17 protein-coding genes and 1 pseudogene (1 of these 18 running past the window's edge) are annotated in these 18,426 nt (G+C 43.4%); 9 read left to right on the forward strand and 9 right to left on the reverse strand.

Translation table 11 applies throughout. From position 1 onward, the window contains the following. From COV43_04125 to dnaN, 6 genes and pseudogenes are all read right to left on the reverse strand, one after another. A pseudogene (locus COV43_04125) lies at nucleotides 1-38 on the reverse strand (hypothetical protein); it reaches 187 nt to the left of the window's first position. 186 nt (nucleotides 39-224) lie between these two features. Continuing rightward, nucleotides 225-2,678, reverse strand: a complete 2,454-nt coding sequence (gyrB, locus tag COV43_04130) for a DNA topoisomerase (ATP-hydrolyzing) subunit B (protein PIR25736.1) — start codon at nucleotides 2,676-2,678, stop codon at nucleotides 225-227. Between the two features lie 214 nt (nucleotides 2,679-2,892). Continuing rightward, entirely contained in the window at nucleotides 2,893-3,735 is an 843-nt protein-coding gene (locus COV43_04135; GenBank protein PIR25721.1) for a hypothetical protein, read from the reverse strand. 59 nt (nucleotides 3,736-3,794) lie between these two features. Beyond that, nucleotides 3,795-4,700, reverse strand: a complete 906-nt coding sequence (locus COV43_04140; GenBank protein ID PIR25722.1) for a hypothetical protein — start codon at nucleotides 4,698-4,700, stop codon at nucleotides 3,795-3,797. 115 nt (nucleotides 4,701-4,815) lie between these two features. After that, nucleotides 4,816-6,024 carry a DNA replication/repair protein RecF gene (locus tag COV43_04145; protein ID PIR25723.1) on the reverse strand — a complete coding sequence of 403 codons (1,209 nt, stop codon included), beginning with the start codon at nucleotides 6,022-6,024 and terminating at the stop codon, nucleotides 4,816-4,818. Beyond that, entirely contained in the window at nucleotides 5,928-7,037 is a 1,110-nt protein-coding gene (gene dnaN / locus COV43_04150; protein PIR25724.1) for a DNA polymerase III subunit beta, read from the reverse strand. Before dnaN ends, COV43_04145 begins: the two co-directional genes overlap by 97 nt. Before the next feature lie 353 nt (nucleotides 7,038-7,390). Here dnaN and COV43_04155 point away from each other — a divergent pair, with 353 nt between their 5' ends. Then, nucleotides 7,391-8,734, forward strand: a complete 1,344-nt coding sequence (locus COV43_04155; protein ID PIR25725.1) for a hypothetical protein — start codon at nucleotides 7,391-7,393, stop codon at nucleotides 8,732-8,734. A 151-nt stretch (nucleotides 8,735-8,885) separates the two neighbouring features. Next, nucleotides 8,886-9,431 (forward strand): hypothetical protein, encoded by a 546-nt coding sequence (locus COV43_04160; GenBank protein ID PIR25726.1) that lies wholly within the window; start codon nucleotides 8,886-8,888, stop codon nucleotides 9,429-9,431. Here COV43_04160 and COV43_04165 read toward each other — a convergent pair. Both COV43_04165 and COV43_04170 read right to left on the reverse strand, forming a co-directional pair. Continuing rightward, nucleotides 9,428-10,489, reverse strand: coding sequence for a mechanosensitive ion channel protein MscS (locus COV43_04165; protein PIR25727.1), 1,062 nt, complete (start codon nucleotides 10,487-10,489; stop codon nucleotides 9,428-9,430). The two genes, COV43_04160 and COV43_04165, sit on opposite strands and share 4 nt — an antisense overlap. A 58-nt stretch (nucleotides 10,490-10,547) precedes the next feature. Then, complete coding sequence (locus COV43_04170) at nucleotides 10,548-11,885, reverse strand: chromosomal replication initiator protein DnaA (protein PIR25728.1); 1,338 nt, start codon at nucleotides 11,883-11,885, stop codon at nucleotides 10,548-10,550. Nucleotides 11,886-12,314: 429 nt separating this feature from the next. Here COV43_04170 and COV43_04175 point away from each other — a divergent pair, with 429 nt between their 5' ends. The 7 genes from COV43_04175 to COV43_04205 all read left to right on the forward strand — a co-directional run bounded on the left by COV43_04175 (nucleotide 12,315) and on the right by COV43_04205 (nucleotide 17,302). Further along, nucleotides 12,315-12,452 (forward strand): 50S ribosomal protein L34, encoded by a 138-nt coding sequence (locus tag COV43_04175; GenBank protein ID PIR25729.1) that lies wholly within the window; start codon nucleotides 12,315-12,317, stop codon nucleotides 12,450-12,452. A gap of 32 nt (nucleotides 12,453-12,484) precedes the next feature. Then, complete coding sequence (gene rnpA, locus COV43_04180; GenBank protein PIR25730.1) at nucleotides 12,485-12,823, forward strand: ribonuclease P protein component; 339 nt, start codon at nucleotides 12,485-12,487, stop codon at nucleotides 12,821-12,823. A gap of 68 nt (nucleotides 12,824-12,891) precedes the next feature. Then, nucleotides 12,892-13,137, forward strand: a complete 246-nt coding sequence (locus tag COV43_04185) for a membrane protein insertion efficiency factor YidD (GenBank protein ID PIR25737.1) — start codon at nucleotides 12,892-12,894, stop codon at nucleotides 13,135-13,137. Nucleotides 13,138-13,186: 49 nt separating this feature from the next. After that, nucleotides 13,187-14,893, forward strand: coding sequence for a hypothetical protein (locus COV43_04190; protein PIR25731.1), 1,707 nt, complete (start codon nucleotides 13,187-13,189; stop codon nucleotides 14,891-14,893). Between the two features lie 5 nt (nucleotides 14,894-14,898). Continuing rightward, a complete protein-coding gene (locus COV43_04195; GenBank protein ID PIR25732.1) occupies nucleotides 14,899-15,432 on the forward strand; it encodes an inorganic pyrophosphatase in 534 nt (177 codons plus the stop codon). Nucleotides 15,433-15,456: 24 nt separating this feature from the next. Then, nucleotides 15,457-16,710, forward strand: coding sequence for a hypothetical protein (locus COV43_04200; GenBank protein PIR25733.1), 1,254 nt, complete (start codon nucleotides 15,457-15,459; stop codon nucleotides 16,708-16,710). Between the two features lie 43 nt (nucleotides 16,711-16,753). Then, nucleotides 16,754-17,302, forward strand: coding sequence for a hypothetical protein (locus COV43_04205; GenBank protein PIR25734.1), 549 nt, complete (start codon nucleotides 16,754-16,756; stop codon nucleotides 17,300-17,302). Here the strand turns inward: COV43_04205 and COV43_04210 are convergent. After that, nucleotides 17,285-18,343 carry a hypothetical protein gene (locus tag COV43_04210; GenBank protein PIR25735.1) on the reverse strand — a complete coding sequence of 353 codons (1,059 nt, stop codon included), beginning with the start codon at nucleotides 18,341-18,343 and terminating at the stop codon, nucleotides 17,285-17,287. The genes COV43_04205 and COV43_04210 overlap by 18 nt on opposite strands. Nucleotides 18,344-18,426: the final 83 nt, after the last annotated feature.

The raw sequence follows: 18,426 nt of genomic DNA on the forward strand, positions 1-18,426 counted from the left end.
TAAATTTGTGCAAATTCAAGTAAACTCATAATTCTCACAACCCTTCGTCATCCTGAACATAGTGAAGGATCTCCTCTGCCGATTTAAGTACTCGACTATAACAAAATCAGAATTGCCAGGGGAGATCCTTCGTTCCACTCAGGATGACAAAAAACAGAATTGTCAGAGGAGATTGCCACGTTTCGTTTCACAAAACTCGCAATGGCAAAGAATTATCCAACCAACTAAATATCCAAATTCCTCACATTCAGTGCGTTGTCTTCGATGAATTTTCGGCGTGGTTCTACGCTGTCGCCCATTAAGACGGTGAAGATGGAATCGGCTTCTACCGCATCATCTACGCTTACTTGCAAAAGCACGCGCTTTTCTGGGTTGAGGGTTGTTTCCCACAGCTGCTCTGGGTTCATCTCTCCCAAACCTTTGTAACGCTGAATGTCTTGGCCTTTGCTGCCTTCGGTTAAAATAAATTCGCGCACTTGATGAATGTGCTGCACTGTTACTTCTTGTTCTTTCACGGCGATGGTGTACGGCCCGTCGCCAAGCACTTCAAATTCTTTGTGCAGCAAAAACAATTCTTTTATTTCGGGCTGATCCAGAAACTCAGCGGTAACAGCGGTTTCCCGAGGGAAGCCATTATGCACCGTGTGATAAACAACTCGGTGTGAGTTGTGTTCTTTGTCCTCTTGCACATCTACCGAAAAATCTAAAAGCGTTGGATAGGTGTTGTTGAGATATGCACCAATAGTATCAAGAGCTGCATCAATATTTTTCTTTGCGCCTGCAAGAATTTTTTCATCCAACGCTTTTGTAGCTACAAGCGCATCTACCACTCGTGGGTCGAGGCGTTTTTGCAAACGGTTGATGAGTTTATCGTAGGTGATCAATTTTTTAATGAGCGTGTTGAGCGCTTTTCCGCTGATGCCCGTCTTTGCTAGCTTAGAGCTGACCTTCACTCCATCTACACCAAGTTCGATCAGATAGTTTTCGAGCTTTCCATCGTCTTTGATGTACTTTTCGCTTTTGCCTTTTTTCACGCGGTACAATGGCGGCTGGCCAATGTACAAATAGCCATTTTCAACCAGCGCTGGCATTTGGCGATAGAAAAACGTGAGCAACAACGTACGAATGTGTGCACCGTCTACGTCTGCATCGGCTAACAAAATGATGCGGTGATAACGAAGTTTTTCGACGTTGAAATCTTCTTCGCCAATTCCCGTTCCAAGTGCAGTGATGATGGTTCTAATTTCATCACTGGAAATCATTTTATCAAAGCGCGCTTTTTCAACGTTGAGAATTTTACCTTTGATGGGCAAAATGGCTTGGAATCTACGGTTGCGGGCTTGCTTTGCTGAACCACCGGCAGAATCTCCTTCAACAATGTACAATTCGCACACTTGGGGATCGCGTTCTTGGCAGTCGGCAAGTTTTCCGGGAAGCATTCCGCCTTCAAGCGCACTTTTTCTGCGCACTAGATTTCTAGCAGCTCTGGCGGCTTCTCTTGCTCTGGCAGCTTCTGTGGCTTTGCCAATAATTTTTCTAGCCACGTCTTTATTTTCTTCCAAAAATTCTGAGAGCTTGTCGTTCATCACTTGCTTTACAAGCCCTTCTACTTCTGAGTTTCCGAGTTTTGCTTTTGTTTGGCCTTCAAATTGTGGATTTGGAATTTTTACTGAAATAACCGCCGTTAAACCTTCGCGAATATCTTCGCCTTCGGGAACGGTTTTTAATTTTTTGAACAACTCGTTTTTGTTTCCGTAGTGATTGATAGTTCGCGTTAACGCAGACTTGAAACCTGAGAGATGTGTGCCACCATCATGCGTGTTGATGTTGTTGGCGAACGAAAATAAATTTTCCTTGTACCCATTGTTCCACTGCATTGCCACTTCCACAATCACATCTTCTTTTTCAGCTTCGAAATAAACGGTTTTTTTGTGGATGGGATCTTTGTTTTTGTTGAGGTATTCTACAAAACTTTGAATTCCACCTTCGTATTGGAAGTCGTGTGATTTTCCCTCTTCACGTTCGTCTTTGATCGTAATGCGCAAACCTTTGTTTAAGAAGGCTAGCTCGCGAAGACGTTTTGAAAGGGTGTCGAAAGAATACACAAGGTCAGAAAAAATTTCGTGATCGGGTTTGAAGGTCACTTTAGTTCCGGTGCGATCTGTTTTTCCAATTTCTTTTAACGGTGCATCGGTTGCTCCGCGTTGGAAGCTGATGAAGTATACTTTTCCGCCGCGCTTGATTTCCACTTTGAGCGACGAGGACAATGCGTTCACGCAGGAAACGCCCACGCCGTGTAATCCACCCGAAACTTTGTAGGCTGAGTTTTCAAATTTTCCACCCGCGTGAAGTTTGGTAAGCACTACTTCTGCAGCTGAAACACCTTGGTCTTTGTGCATGTCTACCGGAATGCCGCGGCCGTCGTCTTCAACAGAAATGGAGTTGTCGGTGTGAATAATCACATGAACATTTTTACAAAAGCCCGCAAGCGCTTCATCTACTGAGTTATCAACTACTTCGTACACCAAGTGATGCAATCCCGAAGCTGCGGTAGAACCAATGTACATTGCTGGTCTTTTTCGAACGGCTTCTAGGCCTTCTAGCACCTTAATTTGCGAGGAATCGTAAGTTCCGATAGCGCCGGGACTGGATTTTTTTTCTTTCTTTTTGTCGTCTATTTTTTTCTCTGCAACTGTTGCCACGTGAACACTCCTATCTTGCTGTAAACATCGCTTAAACCCGCTTAAAACGGGCTTTTGAGTTGCAAGAAAGTAATCAGAAGGGAAGGAAAAGTAAAGGGGAATGTGGGGAGTTAAGGATATCTTTTCTCCTCACAAAAAGTGATGTTGATGGAGCAATTTTATGTTTAAAAAGGCTTCTCTCCTAATTGTGTTAGACGAAACTGGGAAAGAGTGGCTGGGGAAGCCTTCGAGCAAATGCAGCCGAGCGCAGCCAAGTGAGTTTAACTCTCAAAGAATAAGCATCATTGTAAAGACTAAGATGTTCTCTTGCCTGGTCAAGATCAGCTTGGAGCTGTCTGACATTAACATCTGAGCCAACTTGATCAGCACGATGTAAAAGCACATCCCTTAGATCGTTTCGCTCTTTTAACGAACGCGAAACTCCTGATGTGAAGAGAAAGAGTGCAGGAATAATTGTCAAGGGCAGATGTGCAGGATGGGTGTTTGTTGGATCAGTTAAAATTAAAGGTGTAGTCATAAGAAGACCCAAGACGATAAGAAGCTGGTTTAAAGTTGTTCTGTTCGCTTTTTTACTTCCTTCTTTCAAACCAACTGTAATGAATTCTTTGTTGGCAGCGATAAGCCTTTTATATTCTCTTCCAGATATTTTCATACCGGTATCAAGGAGACGAAAACAAGCTTTGGCAGAAACAAGGTTTGCTTCCACTGCTAGAGCCAAAAGATTTTCATTTTTTTCACCAGCTTGGAAAAGGATGCCAGCGGTACGAGCTGATTGAAGAGGGTTCTCTGTATGAGTAAGCGTAGCAAGCCTACCATCAAAGTATGTTCCGGCTTCTTTTGTAAAACGCGCCATATGAGCTGGGTGTTGCGCGCCTTGAAAACGCGGTGGGAGAGTAAAGTGCGAAGCACCATCAGCAAAGGTATTCCGAAATGTTCCCACAGAGCCAGCAAATGTGGCTTGCGAATTAGCTTTAAGCAGAGTTAGGCCAGCTGAAAGTTGTGAACCAAGAGTGTGTGGACCGGAAATATGCATAAACAAAGCCTCCTAGACGGAATTCCTTAAGCAGATTAGTTGAACGGACGCAAGGTTTTTTAGCCTCTGCTAAGGCATAAAATGTTTTCGATATATTTTTGTAAGGGTTTTCTATCGAAGTCAGTGCCGAGCCCATTGTAATAACTGAGGTCTACTAGTATCTGCAATGAAGAAAGTTCATCGCTCCATAATTCAAATGGAGAAACAGTTTTTTCATCAAGACCGTGCCTTAGGCTTGCTGAATCAACCTCGTTCTCCAGCTCATCACAAAGAGCAATGGTTGCGTAATAAACCTGCAGAAGCTTTCCGTCGTCTAAGAGACGAGTAAGACCAAGTACGGCGCGAGCATCGAGGTGCTGGAGAAGACAATTTATTTCAGCCAACGCAGCCTCAAGCAAAGATATTCTTTCTTGTTTATTGCTACAAATATCGCGCATTCCTTTTCTTGGCGTACCAAAGGAGTTTTCAAGAACCTTATCGAGTGCAGTTTCAAACACTCTAGTTTCTTTGTTTGTTGCCCTTGCCAAGGCAATAGCTCGTCTAAGCCATCTGGCAAAAGAATGGTTTTCAAGAAAACCATCTCTTTTTTTATTCATGGCTCGAAGATCACTTAAAAGAAGGTTTTGTGGTGTTTTCTGAAATATTGGATTTAGGCGCGAGATATCGGCACGAAAAAACTGCTCTCTTACACGCCAATCAAACTGAGTGACTTCAAGCAATGCAGGATAGACTTCCACGACTGCGCGGCAAACTTCGTTGAGCTCCGCTTCTGACACAAACGCGCTTTCCTTCTTCGCAGCAGAAAATATGCCGGATGACAGCAAATGCTGTGGAACATAGAGGTTTCCGCTAAGTTTCATGGGAATGGAGGAAAAACCAGGACCTTCCACCTGGGGAGCCGTCAGTTGCAAACGGGAAAGTCCTTGGGTGGGGCCTGAAAAAGTAGGCAAAACAGGTATCTTCATAAACATCCTTTCTTGTAAGCCTTTTCGGATGAATAGGAAAAAAGTTGCTTTGAAAAAAATGTTGTAAATTTTGCTCAGTGTAAGTTCAATTGATGGGTTGTCCTTACAACTTTTCTCACCTCACCTCGCCAGCTTCAACGCGGAAACGCTTTTGCTCTTGAAGGGACCAGTTGTTTAAGGGGCTGTCATCGGTGGTGCTTACGAAAACTTGGCCGTGATTTGAGTGGAGGTATTCGAAAAAAGTTTGGTTTCGTTTTGCGTCGAGTTCGCTCATCACATCATCTAAAAGCAAAATGGGCATCTCTTGGTACACTTCTTTGTAGAGTTCCATTTCGGCAAACTTCATGGCCAGCACAAATGAGCGATGTTGGCCTTGCGAACCAAAATGTTTTACCTGGGCACCATTTAATTGCGCAAGGCAATCATCGCGGTGAGGCCCAACCAGGCTGGTTCTGCGGACGAACTCATCGTTAGCCCTTTCTGCCAAAAGCTCTTGCATTCTTGCAAACAAAGCTTCGCGCGAAGAAAGAAATGCTTTTCCTGCGTGAGGAGTGTATTCAAAAAATGCAGTTCCATCGTGTGAACAAATATTGTGATAGGCAACGGCTAACTGAGCATTGAAGCGGCTTAGCCACTCATGGCGATGAAGCATAATATGCACAGCCTTATCCACAAGCTGTGGATTCCAATCGGAAAGCAGACGCTGTTTTTCGGAAAACGAAATGCGTTCGTCAGAAAAAATTTTATTTCGCTGTGAAACAACACGCTCATATTCTCGAATGAGTTTTGCATAGGCTGGCACAAAGCGCGTGATCACCTGATCTACATAGCGACGACGTGCGGAAGGCGAATCTTTTAAAATTAAAATCTCTTCGGGCGCAAAAAGAACACAGTGCAAACCTCGAAAACTTTTAACCGAAAGTCGCTTGTCATTTTTGAGAAGTGTTTTTTTGTGTGGAGTGAGTGAGGCTTTCCATTCATCTTCGCCTCTCTCGCCTTTTACTTTTGCGCGCACCAAACTTGCTTCTTCATTCCATTCAATCATGTCTCGGAATTCGTTGCTGCGAAAGGATTTGCTGGTGCAGAGAAATGAAATAGCCTCGATAATATTCGTTTTTCCCTGAGCGTTTTGGCCCACGAAAATATTAAAACCCGGAGCAAACTCAAGTTCCTGCGAAGAAAAATTTCGAAAGTGTTTTAAGGTAAGTGAAGTAAGGAACACTGCCTTTACAACCTCATCGGCATAATCACGTGCACGTAGCCGGTGTCGAACTCGCTGCGAAATACGCAGGGTGAAGTGTCGTCGCCGAATTCGAGTGAGCAGGTTTCGTCTTTCAGCGAACTTAAGGCGTCGAGAAAATATCTGCCGTTGAAACCAATATCAAAAGATTGTCCGTGATATTCCACTTCCACATCTTCTTTTGCTTGGCCAAAGTCTGGATTACTTGTGGATAATTCTGTCACTTTTGGAGCAATGTGAAACTTCACACCTTTTGAACGATCACTGGACATTGCAGAAACGCGTTTGAGCGCGTGATAGATTTCTTTGCGATCGACATTCAAAATTTTTCCCGCTTTTTTTGGTAAGACTTGGCGATACGGTGGAAACTGTCCATCGATTAAGCGAATGATGAGCGTTACATCTCCACAATGTGCAATGGCATATTTGGGATCAATCCAAAATGAAAAGGTTTCGTGTTGTGTTTCGAGTAAACGTTTTAATTCGCTCACACCTTTGCGCGGAAGAATCACTGGGCGTTTTAGCTTCACGCCCTCTAAGTCTCTATCTACAATGGAAAGCCGGTGACCGTCTGTTGAAACCATGCGAAGAATATTTTTTCCATTTTCTTCTTCCGTTTCTAACAACACACCGTTTAAGTTGTAACGAGCTTCATCATTGGACATGGAAAAAGAAGTTTTCGAAAACATTTCTGTAATCACAGAACTGGGAAGTGAAAAGGAAACGCCCTCACCTTTTGTGGGAAGCGCTGGATATTCATCGCCAGATAAACCAACAAGTTTAAATTCAGATTTTCCACACGAAATTTCTAGCCAGTGTTTTTCATTTGTTTTGATGTGCACAACATCTTCAGAAAGTTCTTTTACAATATCAAACAAACCTTTTGCTTGAACCGTTACATTTCCTTCTTCCAGCACATCGGCCTTGCACTCGCAAATGACCGCTACTTCTAGGTCTGTGCCAGTGAGACTAATTTTTTTATCTTTTGCCGTAATGAGAACATTAGAAAGAATGGGCATTGTTGTTTTTCGTTCTGCAATTCCTTGAACTAATTGAAGTTGTCTTTGAAGTTCTTGTTTTTCGATTTTGATTTCCATTTTTTTCTCTTTAGCTTTTATAGGGTTTTGATTTTTTAAAGTTTATATAAAAAGTAGTCTCTTTATAGAAGCTGTGGAAAAAGGGATAAGTTGAGAAGAATGTTGATCTTTAAAAAGAATTTGTCCTCAAAACCTGTGAACAGATTATCCCCAATTTGAAAGCTTTCCACAGGAGCACTTCGTTTGCTTGTTGTTTGAAAGCTTGTGCATGTTCTTTCCTCACCTCTATCAACAGACTTATCCCTTATTGTGTGGATAAGTGAAGTACTTCACCGATGACAGTCTTTTACATAAGTGATGCAAGCTAGCAAGTGCTTTGTCTTCTTTCGTTTTAGCGCCGTGTCCATTGCCGTATGACCTGCAAGATAAGAAAAGCCTCGTTTTGCGAGGAAGGCAAAAAATGGAGACGATTAAAAAACAGGCAACTTCTTTTGGAAACGGGCGATAACGTGAGCATGACAATAACTCTTCCCAGAGCAAGTTTAATTGTGATGAATGGTTTAACTCCAGTAGGTGCCAATCATCCTCTTCATTCTAGCCTTAGGATAATGGCGGAAACGTCGCATTTCTTGGGGGTTCAGCCTGTTTTGGTGATTAAAGATATGGAAGACACTCCATTTTTAGCTGAGGGCTTACGAGTTGTTCATGCGTTAGATTCCTACAGTCTTAGCGAAGAATTTAATCTCACCTGTGCTATTCCGTTTCATGAGGGTGCTGTTGAAGAGGCGGGATTTTTACGAGAAAAGCTTGGCATTCAAGGTTTAACGTATGCCCAATCTGTTTGCTTCAGAGATAAAAATAAAATGCATGAAGCTGCAGCACAAGCTGGGCTGCGAGTTCCTGAAGCGAGAAGTTTTTCGAATGAAGCTGAATTTGTAGCTGCAGTAAATGAGTTGGGTAACCGGGTTATCCTTAAACCTGTTGATGGACTTGGAAGTTTTCAGACCCATGACATGCAAGTGAACAATCCTGCTGTGGTGTATAATAATTCGTTTAATTCCGTTTCAGAACGGGATCCAAAAGTGTTTCGTTTGGAAGCGTACGTTCCGGGAAAACAATATCACGTAGATACTGTTGTTCAAGGTGGGAGAGTTGTTTTCCAAGGTCTTGGTCAGTACATCAATCCTCCCTTGGATGTTATCATTGGAAAGCCGCAAGGGGTGATAAGCAGAAGACACAATCTTTCATTAGCAGAACGAAATATTTTAACTCAATGCACAAAACTTATTGCACACCTTGGAATGCAAAACGGTGTGACACATGCTGAATTTTTTATTACCCCTGGCGGAGAAGTTGTTTTTGGCGAGATTGCAGCAAGAATTGGGGGAATGATGTTGGTTCCCTTCTATAAAAAAGCCTACGGAATTGATTTAGCCCAAGCGTATATGGCAGCAGAGCTGTTGCCAAGATACCAACCAGAAATAAAGGATGGCCCAGAACTTGGCGCCGAAATTTTTATTGGAAGAGCAACTTGGGATAATGATCGATTGCATCAGGCTTTTCAAAACGAGAACGGAAATCCTTTTGCGGACATTTCTGGTGTTAGAGCGGCAGAGGCATTTCTACCTCCTTATGTTTGGCTTCCCTCATTTAGTCCGTTTCTTGGATACTATCTTTTTGATGCGAGCAATCCACAGCAGACTGCTGAAACACAAAGGCAAGTTCGTGAGAGATTTTTGTCTTTAATGAGCCGCTAATTTTTTTCTTTCCCAAAACAGCCATAAAACCCGCATAAACAGGCGATTTCCCAAAAAGTGAATTATTTTTTCACCTTGAAGCAATGCACCTTCTTCCAAAACCGATAAGAGAATTCAACTTATCAAAGGAGGAAGTCTGGCAGATGTAAATATGTGTGGAGGAGGAAGTTCTGTTGTGTTGCATGCGGATAATCAAATCAGTTTGCCACAGTTATATGAAACGCAATCGCGCGAAGCGAGTGTTTCGTGTAATGGTCTTACGCTGAATGCGATTTCTCGCTTTGGCGAGGGATTTTGTACATATGAAGTGACCCAAGAAAAAAGTGGAAAAACGCTAGACGGAACCGTATCTGATAGCAAATCACGACAAATAGACAGTTTCCAGTCTGGAACGTGTACCGTTCGTGTGCTTGAATGTAAAACAAGTGCCACAAAAAAATATCCGGTGAATATGGGCAGTTTGTGGAAAGGCAACACGAAGCCAGTGCGTTTTGATGACTGTAGCCGAGGACTTCGCTTTAAAGCAGTTGAGCACATTGTGACAAGGGAAGATACGCCAGCTGAGGTGAAGCAGGAAGCGCGCGGGAAAATAGTGGATGCTGCCGGAAGAAAAGTGTTTGAGATTAACTTGAGTGTGAAAAGAAATGAAGCGGAATTTGATGGCGTACACGGGGCATGCACCTTGTACGGCAATTAGTTTTCGGAAGCCTCTTCTTTTTTCATGATAACCGTTCGAATTGGGAATGGAATTTCTATTCCTTCTTCGTGATAGCGTTTGTGCAAACGTTTGATGAATTCGTGTTTGAGAAGATATTGTGAAATAAAATCTTGTCCACGCAAAACCACGGTGAAGTTGACGGAGGAATCGGCAAACTCGTTAAAGCGAACGAGAGGATCTGCAGTTTTTACACCACCCTCAACTTCTTCCATGGTTTTTTTTGCCACTTCAAGCGTAATTTTTTCAACCTGTTCAAGATCGCTGGCGTAACTCACTCCCGCGGAAACGTAGACAGATTGCTCGTATACGGGTTTGTTGAAATTAGTGAGAATGCTGTTTGCAATTTTGGTATTGGGAACAATGACAATATTATTTGCAAGCAATCTAATGTGCGTGTTGCGAAGAGTAACTTTTTCGACGTAGCCGCGGATATTATTTTCTATCTCGATAAAATCACCTGTTTTGATGGGTTTGTCGATGAGAACGTAAAGGCCAGAAAAAAAGTTGGAAAGCGTATCTTGCAGCGCCAAAGCAACGGCAATCGAACCAACACCAAGTGATGCAATAAGCGGAGTGATTGAAATATCAATGTTATCCAGCGCAAACATAAGACCGATGAGAAAAATGACAACACGAATTCCACCACGCGCCATTCCTGAATAGTTGCGAAGTTCAGCATGCCTTGCTTCAGAGCGTTCGAGCAAACCAATAAAAAGTTTGTTGAAAAAGAAAATACCAGCCAGCACAAAGAAAATGGTACTGAGCACATAAAATGCTCGCAGTATTTTTTCACTCGCAGGTAAAAAGGTTTGGGCAAAAATGAAGGCGACCGCAAACACAGTGAGAGTAAGGGGAAGCTGGAGTGCGCGCATGATCACATCATTCCAAAAAAGAGAATTATCAGCGAGTTTTTTGCTAAGTTTTTTCACCACAATGCGTTTCAGCGGAAAAAAAACAACAAGCCATAAGGCAATAACAATTGCGCCACCAAGCCATGAATTGAAATTGAAGTTATTGATGGAATCAACAAGAGACATAGTGGGCACTTGTTTACGAAGTTCAATCTTCGGCGTCAATTTATTTCAGAATGAATGCTTATGATTGCAAAGAGCGCTCAAGAGCACCAAGTTCGCTTTGCAGTTTTTGATCGTCTTTGAGAAGGCGTTCAATTTTTTTGCACGCATGCATTACCGTGGTGTGATCTTTGCCGCCAAACTTGCTGCCAATTTCGGGGAAAGAACAGCCCGCATGTTTTTTGCACAAGTACATCGCTATCTGTCTGGGATACGCCAAAGACTTGTGTCTGCGGGGAGACTTTAAATCGGGGACACTGACTTGATAAAAGGAAGCCACCTTTTTTTGAATGGATTCGATGCTGCAGTGATTTTGCGGTTTGTTTACCACGTTTTTCAGCACTTCTTTTGCAAGGTCGACGGTAACTGGGCTGCGTGTGAGAGATGCAAAGGCGTTGATGCGAATGAGTGAGCCTTCAAGTTCGCGCACGTTTGAAGAAACAACGCTGGCAAGATACATGGCCACATCATCTGGGCAATGCAGTTTTTCAGCGTCAGCTTTTTTGCGCAAAATAGCAACGCGCGTTTCAAAATCTGGCGGTTGAATATCGGCAATCAGCCCCCACTCAAAACGAGAGCGCAAGCGCTCTTCCAGGCCTTGGATGTCTTTGGGAAACTTGTCACTGGTCATCACAATTTGTTTTTGTGCTTCGTACAAACTGTTGAAAGTGTGAAAAAATTCATCTTGCGTGCGCTCTTTGCCGGCGATGAATTGAATGTCATCGATGAGCAACACATCGCAAGATTCGCGATACTTTCTGCGGAACTCACCTGTTTTGTCATAGCGAATAGCGTTGATGAGTTCGTTCATAAATTTTTCGGACGAAACATAAATGATGGTGAAGTGCGGATTCATGCGCGCCACTTCATTTCCAATGGCTTGCAGTAAATGCGTTTTGCCCAAACCTACACCGCCGTAAATGAAAAGTGGGTTGTAGTGACCTCCCGGAAGTTCGCCCGCAGCCTTGCACGCAGCGTGAGCAAATTGATTTGAACTGCCCACTACGTAGCGATCGAAAGTATATTTTGGATTAAGCTGTGGAAGCAATCTTGCGATATCAAGCTTTGCCGCACTTGGTTCGCCGGCGCCCCTTGCTTTTGTGGCCCCTTCTTTTTCTTGGGGCTCTTTCACTTCGAAGCTTAAGCGATATTGTTTTCCAGAAAGCTGATGCAGTTCTTGTACAAAAAGATCGCGGTAGTAATCGTTGATCCAATCAGCCACAAATTTATTGGGAACCACTACGATGAAAACATCGTTTTCGATGCGAGCGTCGCTGATGGGACTAAACCACGTGGTAAAGTTGAGGGCGCTGATTTTTTCAGCAATTTTTTCCTTGAGCTGCTCTAAAAGTTCTTTCACGCGAATCCCTTTTTCTGCACCAAATAAAGCAACTTATCCCCATGGGGGAATGTGTGTAAATATTTAATATCTAAAGCTATTTAAATGTTTTTAGCTGTGTTTTTGGTTTTTTGTGGATAAGTTGGGGACAATGTCTACTCCAACAGTCCGAACGTTTTTTCGCATCTTTTTTGCGAGAGGTCTGTACTAAGTGAGCCTGTGGATAATTTGCAAGTGAAATGTGAAAAACCAAGAATAACAAGTGTTTATTAGGCCTCATTTTTTCATCTGGGCTTCCCCTCGGCTGTTTGGCGCAAAGCCAATGTGGGGGCTTCTTGGAGGAGGTGAGGAAAAGAGGACGAACGGAGGGCAAAGAAGCTTTTTCATTGACATTCCGGGTCATTCTCCCTAGGAGAGCACGCTCTACTGAACAGAAGCCGGAGCAGGATTATGAAAAGAACATACCAACCAAGTAACTTGAAACGAAAAAGAAACCACGGATTCAGAGCTCGCATGTCGACTAAAGCTGGCCGTAGTATCATCAACACCAGAAGAGCCAGAGGAAGAAAACGTCTTACTACTGTTTAGTAGTTTGAAGTCGCCTTCTCTTTTTGAAGTTCATGCCCATTTTTCCTTCACAGCATCGCCTTACACGACCAGAAGAATTTGAAGCCGTAAAAGCCAAAGGAACGAGCGTTCGCACGAAGCTCTTTCTCTTTTCGGCGTTGCGTGGTGAACATGCACGCTTAGGTCTTGTGGTTTCAAAAAAAGTGGGAAACGCCGTGGTGCGCAACCGCCTCAAACGCTTGGCCCGAGAAGATTTTCGTCTTCGTTCTGCCGAATATCCAAATGCCGATTGTGTGCTGGTTTTTTTTAAAGAAGCCGCCGATGTTGACAGCAAAAATATCTTCGCAGCGCTTGCTGAAGCGCGAAAAAAAATCAGCAAAAAACTTGCGTGAAGTGAAGGTGTTTCGTCGTGAGAAGTGCTTTACTTCCACCAAAATATTGCGTAAGTTACCCCCTCATTATGATGAAAAGATTTTGCCTCTTTTTAATTCGCCTTTATCAAAAGCTGATTTCACCGTTCTTTGGTGACTGCTGTCGTTTTGAGCCCACTTGTTCGCAGTATGCCGAACAAGCTTTTTCACACCTGCCCTTTTGCGCGGCATTTACAAAAACTGCATGGCGATTACTTCGCTGCCATCCTTGGGGTGGAAGCGGCTATGACCCTGTACAACACCATCATCAGTCATGTGACGGGAAGTGTTTATAAACACTGTCACAGAACTTGTTGGTCATGTTAAAACGTTGAGGAATTACAGATGAAACAAGAACACCGAAGTTTACTGGCGATTGGCCTTTCTGCACTCATTATGTTGTTGTGGTTTAAATTTATGGTGCCGCAACAAAAACCAGCCGACGCGCAAACGCAGACAGAAAGCGGTGCACAAGCTGCTAGCCAAGTGAGTGGCGAAAACAAAAGTGTTCCGTTTATGGAAGAATCTGAATTGTATGCCGATCCGCAGGCACATCTTCCGGTGAAAGTTTCAGAAATCAAAAATAATTTGTACGAGGCAAAACTTTCTACCGATGGCGCCAGCATTGAGTCATGGAAAATTCTTGCCTATCATGAGACGGCCGACAAAAGCAGCCCACACGTTGATCTTGTACCTCAAGCCGATAAGCTGCGCGGTTCGTTGAACCTTTCTTTCCTCGATGCAAATTTCGAATTTCCCGAAAAACCGCATTATCGCTTAACCGAAGCTTCAGAAAATAAATTAGTGTACACGTGGAGTTCACGTCAGGCGGAAGTGACCAAAGTCATTCGCTTTCACGACGAGAACTATCTTGCCGATGTAGATCTAATCATAAAAAATAAAAGCTCGCGCGTGCTTGATGCCAAAACTGCAGTGAGTGTTGAAGGCTTAACGGTGCCAAAAGAAAAAGGTACGTTGGCCTTTTTGAAACAAAGCAGTGCCGAAAATCGCCATCCTCTTTATTACCTCGATGGAGAAGTTCATCGTGAGGCAGAAATACAAGAGCTTCCGCAACTTCAAGCTAAAGCCGGAGACCTTTACTGGGCGGGCATTGAAGACCGATACTTTATGTCTACACTTATTCCGCGCGATCAGGCGAAAGATTTTTCGGTACGTTACGGTGCAAGCAGCAGAAACGATTTGGGTGAAGGCATCAAGGTGATTGAAAGTGGAATTGTGTTTCCGCGTGCCAGCATTGCACCTGGCGCAAGTGTGCAGCAAAGTTTTTCACTGTACGCTGGACCAAAAGATATCAACATGCTGAAAGCCGCTGGTGAAGCGGTTCGGCTGAACGAGGCTATCGACTATGGTTGGTTTTCGGTGGTTGCCGTTCCAATTGTGTATGCGCTTAAATTTTTGGTGAAAGTTGTGCGCGACTTTGGCTTGTCTATTATTTTGCTTACTGTTTTCATCAAGCTTTTGTTGAATCCTATTTCAAAAAAATCACTGAAGTCGATGAAGGCTATGCAACAGTTGCAGCCAAAGTTGAAAAAGCTGCAAGAAAAATACAAAGACGACAAAGCGAAGTTGCAACAAGAAACCATGCAGTTGTTCAGAACCCACAAAGTGAATCCTGCTGGTGGTTGCCTGCCAATGCTTTTGCAGTTTCCGGTGTACATTGCGCTCTATAAAGTGTTGTGGAATTCCATGGAATTGTATCACGCGCCATTTTTTATCTTCTACAAAGACTTGGCTGCTCCCGATCCTTATTTTATTCTTCCCATTTTCCTTGGGCTCTTCATGGTGGCGCAGCAAAAAGTAATGCCATCGCCAAGCACCGATCCGGCGCAGAAAAAAATGATGATGCTTATGCCGGTTATGTTTGCAGGCTTCATGTTGTTTTTGCCCGTTGGGCTTGTGCTGTATATTTTGGTGAACACAGTGATGAGTGTTGGTCAGCAATGGATGTACAACAACGATATTAGGTTGCGCGATTTCTTCAATGGAACAGTTTTGAGTAAACTAAAGAAGAACGCTGTGAAAGAGGTATAAGCTTTATGCATCCTTGGCATGATATTGACATTGGAGAACTTGCGCCCGACGAAATTAAAGTGGTGATTGAAATTCCAAAAGGCAGCAAGGTGAAGTATGAGCTGGATAAGAAAACAGGCCTTTTGTATGTTGATCGAGTTTTATATTCTTCGGTGATGTATCCTGCCAATTATGGCTTCATCCCGCAAACCTTTGGTGATGATGACGATCCGCTTGATATCCTTTTGCTCATGCAAGAATCGGTAGTGCCGCTTTCTATTTTGCGTGCTCGCCCAATTGGCATGCTGACGATGCTTGATCAAGGAAAGCAAGATGAGAAAATTATTTGCGTGCATCTTGATGACCCCGAATACAGCAGCTATCACCAAATAGACAAAATACCACCGCATCGTTTAAAAGAGCTCCACCGTTTTTTTAGCGACTACAAAAAATTAGAGCATAAGGAAGTAATGGTCCAAGATTTTTTAGACGCAGAAAAAGCAAAAACAGCCATTATGAAAGCCGCAAAGATGTATAAGGACGTCTTCTCTTCGAAGTAGTCTTTTTCTTTTTGAAAGCATTTTATGAGCGCGCCAGCTTGTTTGATTGTGACATCAGTTTGTTTGACCCCCGCTCTTTCTGTTATGAGAGACCTTTACACTATGAGAGACGCAGCTCTTCGCTTGGGGGTAACGCCAGCTCTTGTGGTTATGGATTCCGAAAGTGTTTTGCCAGCGCCTCCCAGTAGTTTTGGGATGCCGACATTTATTGGCCATCAGATCACCCCAGCATTGCGACGATTTTGTAGCGATCACGCTGTTCAGTGTGCTTTTCCCTTTGAAGAAAATGCTGTTCTCACTGCTGCAACACTTCATGACACATTTCGTTTTCCTAGAGGCTTGAGCGTAAGTGAGGCGCGCCTTTTTCGAAATAAACATTTCATGCGTAAAGCAGCTTCAGATGCGGGAGTGAAGGTTCCAAAAGGGAATGCTGTGAGAAGCAAGAACGAATTTATCGAGCTAACACAACGTTTGGGTGGACATGTGGTTGTAAAACCCACCTCGTTTTATGGTTGCGTAGGTGTGTTTGAAGTTTTTCCGAATGATGATGTGAACGAAGCCTTTGAAAAGGCGAAACGTGTAAATGACCAAAGCGGAATGGTGTGCCTGGTTGAAAAATATGTGCACGGTGAGCAGTGCCACGCAGACGTTTTGCTGCAAGGCGGATGCATTGTTTTCGAAGCTTTGGGAAGATACACAAAACCGCCTTTACAATTTAACTCTTTTCCTCCGCAGGGTACGGTAACAAGAAACAAAAATCGTACGAGGAGTGAAAAAAAGATTCTCCAAAAAATGGGAAAAATTGTTCATGCGTTTGGCATGCGTGATGGATGGGCGCATGGCGAATTTTTTGTGAAGCCAAACGGAAAAGTTGTCTTCGGCGAAATTGCTGCACGTGTTGGAGGAGGAATGCTTCCGGCGCTTTATCAAAAGGCGTATGGGCTTAATGTCTATGAAGCCATGGTATTAGCTGCGCTTGATTCCAATTATCGCCCGCGTATTGAGGCTGAAGGACCAGAGCTTGGAGCAGAATTTTTGATGGACTTTGAGAGACCTGAGTCGGGAATTCTTACAGATCACACATCTGTGGAAGAGCTGAGGCAAATTCCTGGGGTTGTTGATGCACAAATGTATATGAATAAAGGCGATCTTGTTACACCGCTTGTAGTTTCCACACAAATGTTGGGGTATTTTATTTTTCAGCCAGAAGGAAATGGTTCCACGCCTACATCTGCGCAGCTGGCTGTTCGCAAACAATTTAAAGCTTCCTTTTCGTAAGATGCTCGCTTGCCTTCATGTTTTTTTCTGGTAAGCATCGCCAATGCTCTCGGCTCACTTCTCTCCCGCCTTCATCGCAAAAGCCCTTCGACCAGATTTGAATTTGGCAGTGTTGATGTTGTGTTGTTATTCCAACGATCTTTTGCACTTTTGTTTGGCTGCTTTCAAAAAAGAAAGTGTTCGCGGGCAATCACAATATTCACATAGTTTTGCGGTGAGCATTCTTATGAGCGTGCTTGTTTTTTTCACGGCGCTTCTTTTTTTGCACGATCTTCAAGTTGCTTTTCTTTTTGCAGCTTGCACTATTTCACATTTTCTTTTCGACCTCATTGTGTTTCGAAGCCTTCCTTTGTTTCCCCATAAAGGAAAAATCCCTGGTTTAGGCTTATTTGAACACAGAAAAAAATGGATCGCTTTTGGCTTGGAGTGGTTTTTTCTTTTGGGAGGATGGACACCATATGCAGCTGTGACAGTGCTTAGCGGACAGCATATAGATGTGCCAGTGATTTTGTTGTTAAGTTTAAGCTTTGTATTATTTTTTTACTTCAAGATTTATGAACCATTTTTTTTCTCTTCACCTGAGAAAAAATAAACGAGCTCCAGTGGTTGCGCTTACAAAGTGTTGCAGATAAATTGTTCTCCGGAGGTTGCTTGAAACTATGGGCGAAACGCGGCCTGTAAGCGGATAATAATGACGCTGTTTTTCCGTTGGGTTTTCATAACGCACCCTGTCCCACGTCATGGTGCCAACAACCTGACAAGGTTGTCCTCTTTTTGTTTCAAGGTCCGTGAGAATACAGTTTGTTAAATGGGTGCTGCTGCCCTTGTCGCTTTCTCCCCATCTGCTACCTGAAAACTGACTTCCAAAAAAGTTTACGTTGTCGCATTGTGCTCCTCTTAAATCTGCTCCATCAAGCTGCGATGAATGCAGGTCAACGTTTGCGAGCTGCGCATTAGTGAACTGCGAATATGTTCCATCTATTCGTGACATGTTTGCCCGCTGTATGCGTGCATTCGAAAAATCGCTGTTTGCCCATGTAGCTTCACTTGCCCTGACGTCAAAGAGGCGTGCGCTACGAAAAAGTGTACGATCCAACAAGGCGTTTTCTAAGCTACAGGAATCTAAAGTTGCTTCGGAAAAATCTGCTCCGTAGAAACACATCTGAGAAAGATCAGAATTCATTATGAGTGCTCTTGTAAAATTTGTTTTGTCGAAACGAACGTTTTTCCCCGCCAAATAAAAAATATCATGAAAGCTTTCACCTTCTAGATTGAGATCGGAAAGAGTAAAAACAAGTGCTGGCGGAAACGCTGTCATGCAATTGAGAGCGCTTTTGTAAAAAAGATCCGCAATGTGTTGAACGTTTCGTAAGAGAATAATGGCGCGTTTTTCTTCGTCGGTTAAAAATACATCTACATTTGAAAGCGCAGACAAAACATCTTCGCCGGGAATGGTATTAGTGTAAGCAACGCCGTCTTCATTTTTTGCATTTCTAGAGTTGTTGGAGATCAATCGCAAAAAGGCATCTAAGACACCGGCCGCAAACGTCCTGCCATAAGCTATTGCAGCATCACTGGTTCTATCTGCTGGAGGATACTGCGAAAAAAGCTCACGCTCAACCACCGCCCGCATGAAAACGGTGTCGTAGGGTTTATGTAGTTCCCCCTGAAAAACCCATTTTTTCAAGATAGCGGACCTTGAGCGGTGTGTTTTTT

This window comes from Deltaproteobacteria bacterium CG11_big_fil_rev_8_21_14_0_20_42_23 (assembly GCA_002796345.1).
Classification (GTDB): Bacteria; UBA10199; UBA10199; order 2-02-FULL-44-16; family 2-02-FULL-44-16; genus 1-14-0-20-42-23.

Bases quoted from the DNA above. Each gene is read 5' to 3' on its own strand.
- COV43_04155 (PIR25725.1), top strand. From the start codon at position 7,391: ATGACCTGCAAGATAAGAAAAGCCTCGTTTTGCGAGGAAGGCAAAAAA.
- COV43_04165 (PIR25727.1), bottom strand. From the start codon at position 10,489: ATGTCTCTTGTTGATTCCATCAATAACTTCAATTTCAATTCATGGCTT.
- COV43_04175 (PIR25729.1), top strand. From the start codon at position 12,315: ATGAAAAGAACATACCAACCAAGTAACTTGAAACGAAAAAGAAACCAC.
- COV43_04140 (PIR25722.1), bottom strand. From the start codon at position 4,700: ATGAAGATACCTGTTTTGCCTACTTTTTCAGGCCCCACCCAAGGACTT.
- COV43_04200 (PIR25733.1), top strand. From the start codon at position 15,457: ATGAGCGCGCCAGCTTGTTTGATTGTGACATCAGTTTGTTTGACCCCC.
- COV43_04160 (PIR25726.1), top strand. From the start codon at position 8,886: ATGTGTGGAGGAGGAAGTTCTGTTGTGTTGCATGCGGATAATCAAATC.
- COV43_04185 (PIR25737.1), top strand. From the start codon at position 12,892: ATGATGAAAAGATTTTGCCTCTTTTTAATTCGCCTTTATCAAAAGCTG.
- COV43_04190 (PIR25731.1), top strand. From the start codon at position 13,187: ATGAAACAAGAACACCGAAGTTTACTGGCGATTGGCCTTTCTGCACTC.
- rnpA (PIR25730.1), top strand. From the start codon at position 12,485: ATGCCCATTTTTCCTTCACAGCATCGCCTTACACGACCAGAAGAATTT.
- dnaN (PIR25724.1), bottom strand. From the start codon at position 7,037: ATGGAAATCAAAATCGAAAAACAAGAACTTCAAAGACAACTTCAATTA.
- COV43_04205 (PIR25734.1), top strand. From the start codon at position 16,754: ATGCTCTCGGCTCACTTCTCTCCCGCCTTCATCGCAAAAGCCCTTCGA.
- COV43_04210 (PIR25735.1), bottom strand. From the start codon at position 18,343: ATGCGGGCGGTGGTTGAGCGTGAGCTTTTTTCGCAGTATCCTCCAGCA.
- COV43_04135 (PIR25721.1), bottom strand. From the start codon at position 3,735: ATGCATATTTCCGGTCCACACACTCTTGGTTCACAACTTTCAGCTGGC.
- COV43_04195 (PIR25732.1), top strand. From the start codon at position 14,899: ATGCATCCTTGGCATGATATTGACATTGGAGAACTTGCGCCCGACGAA.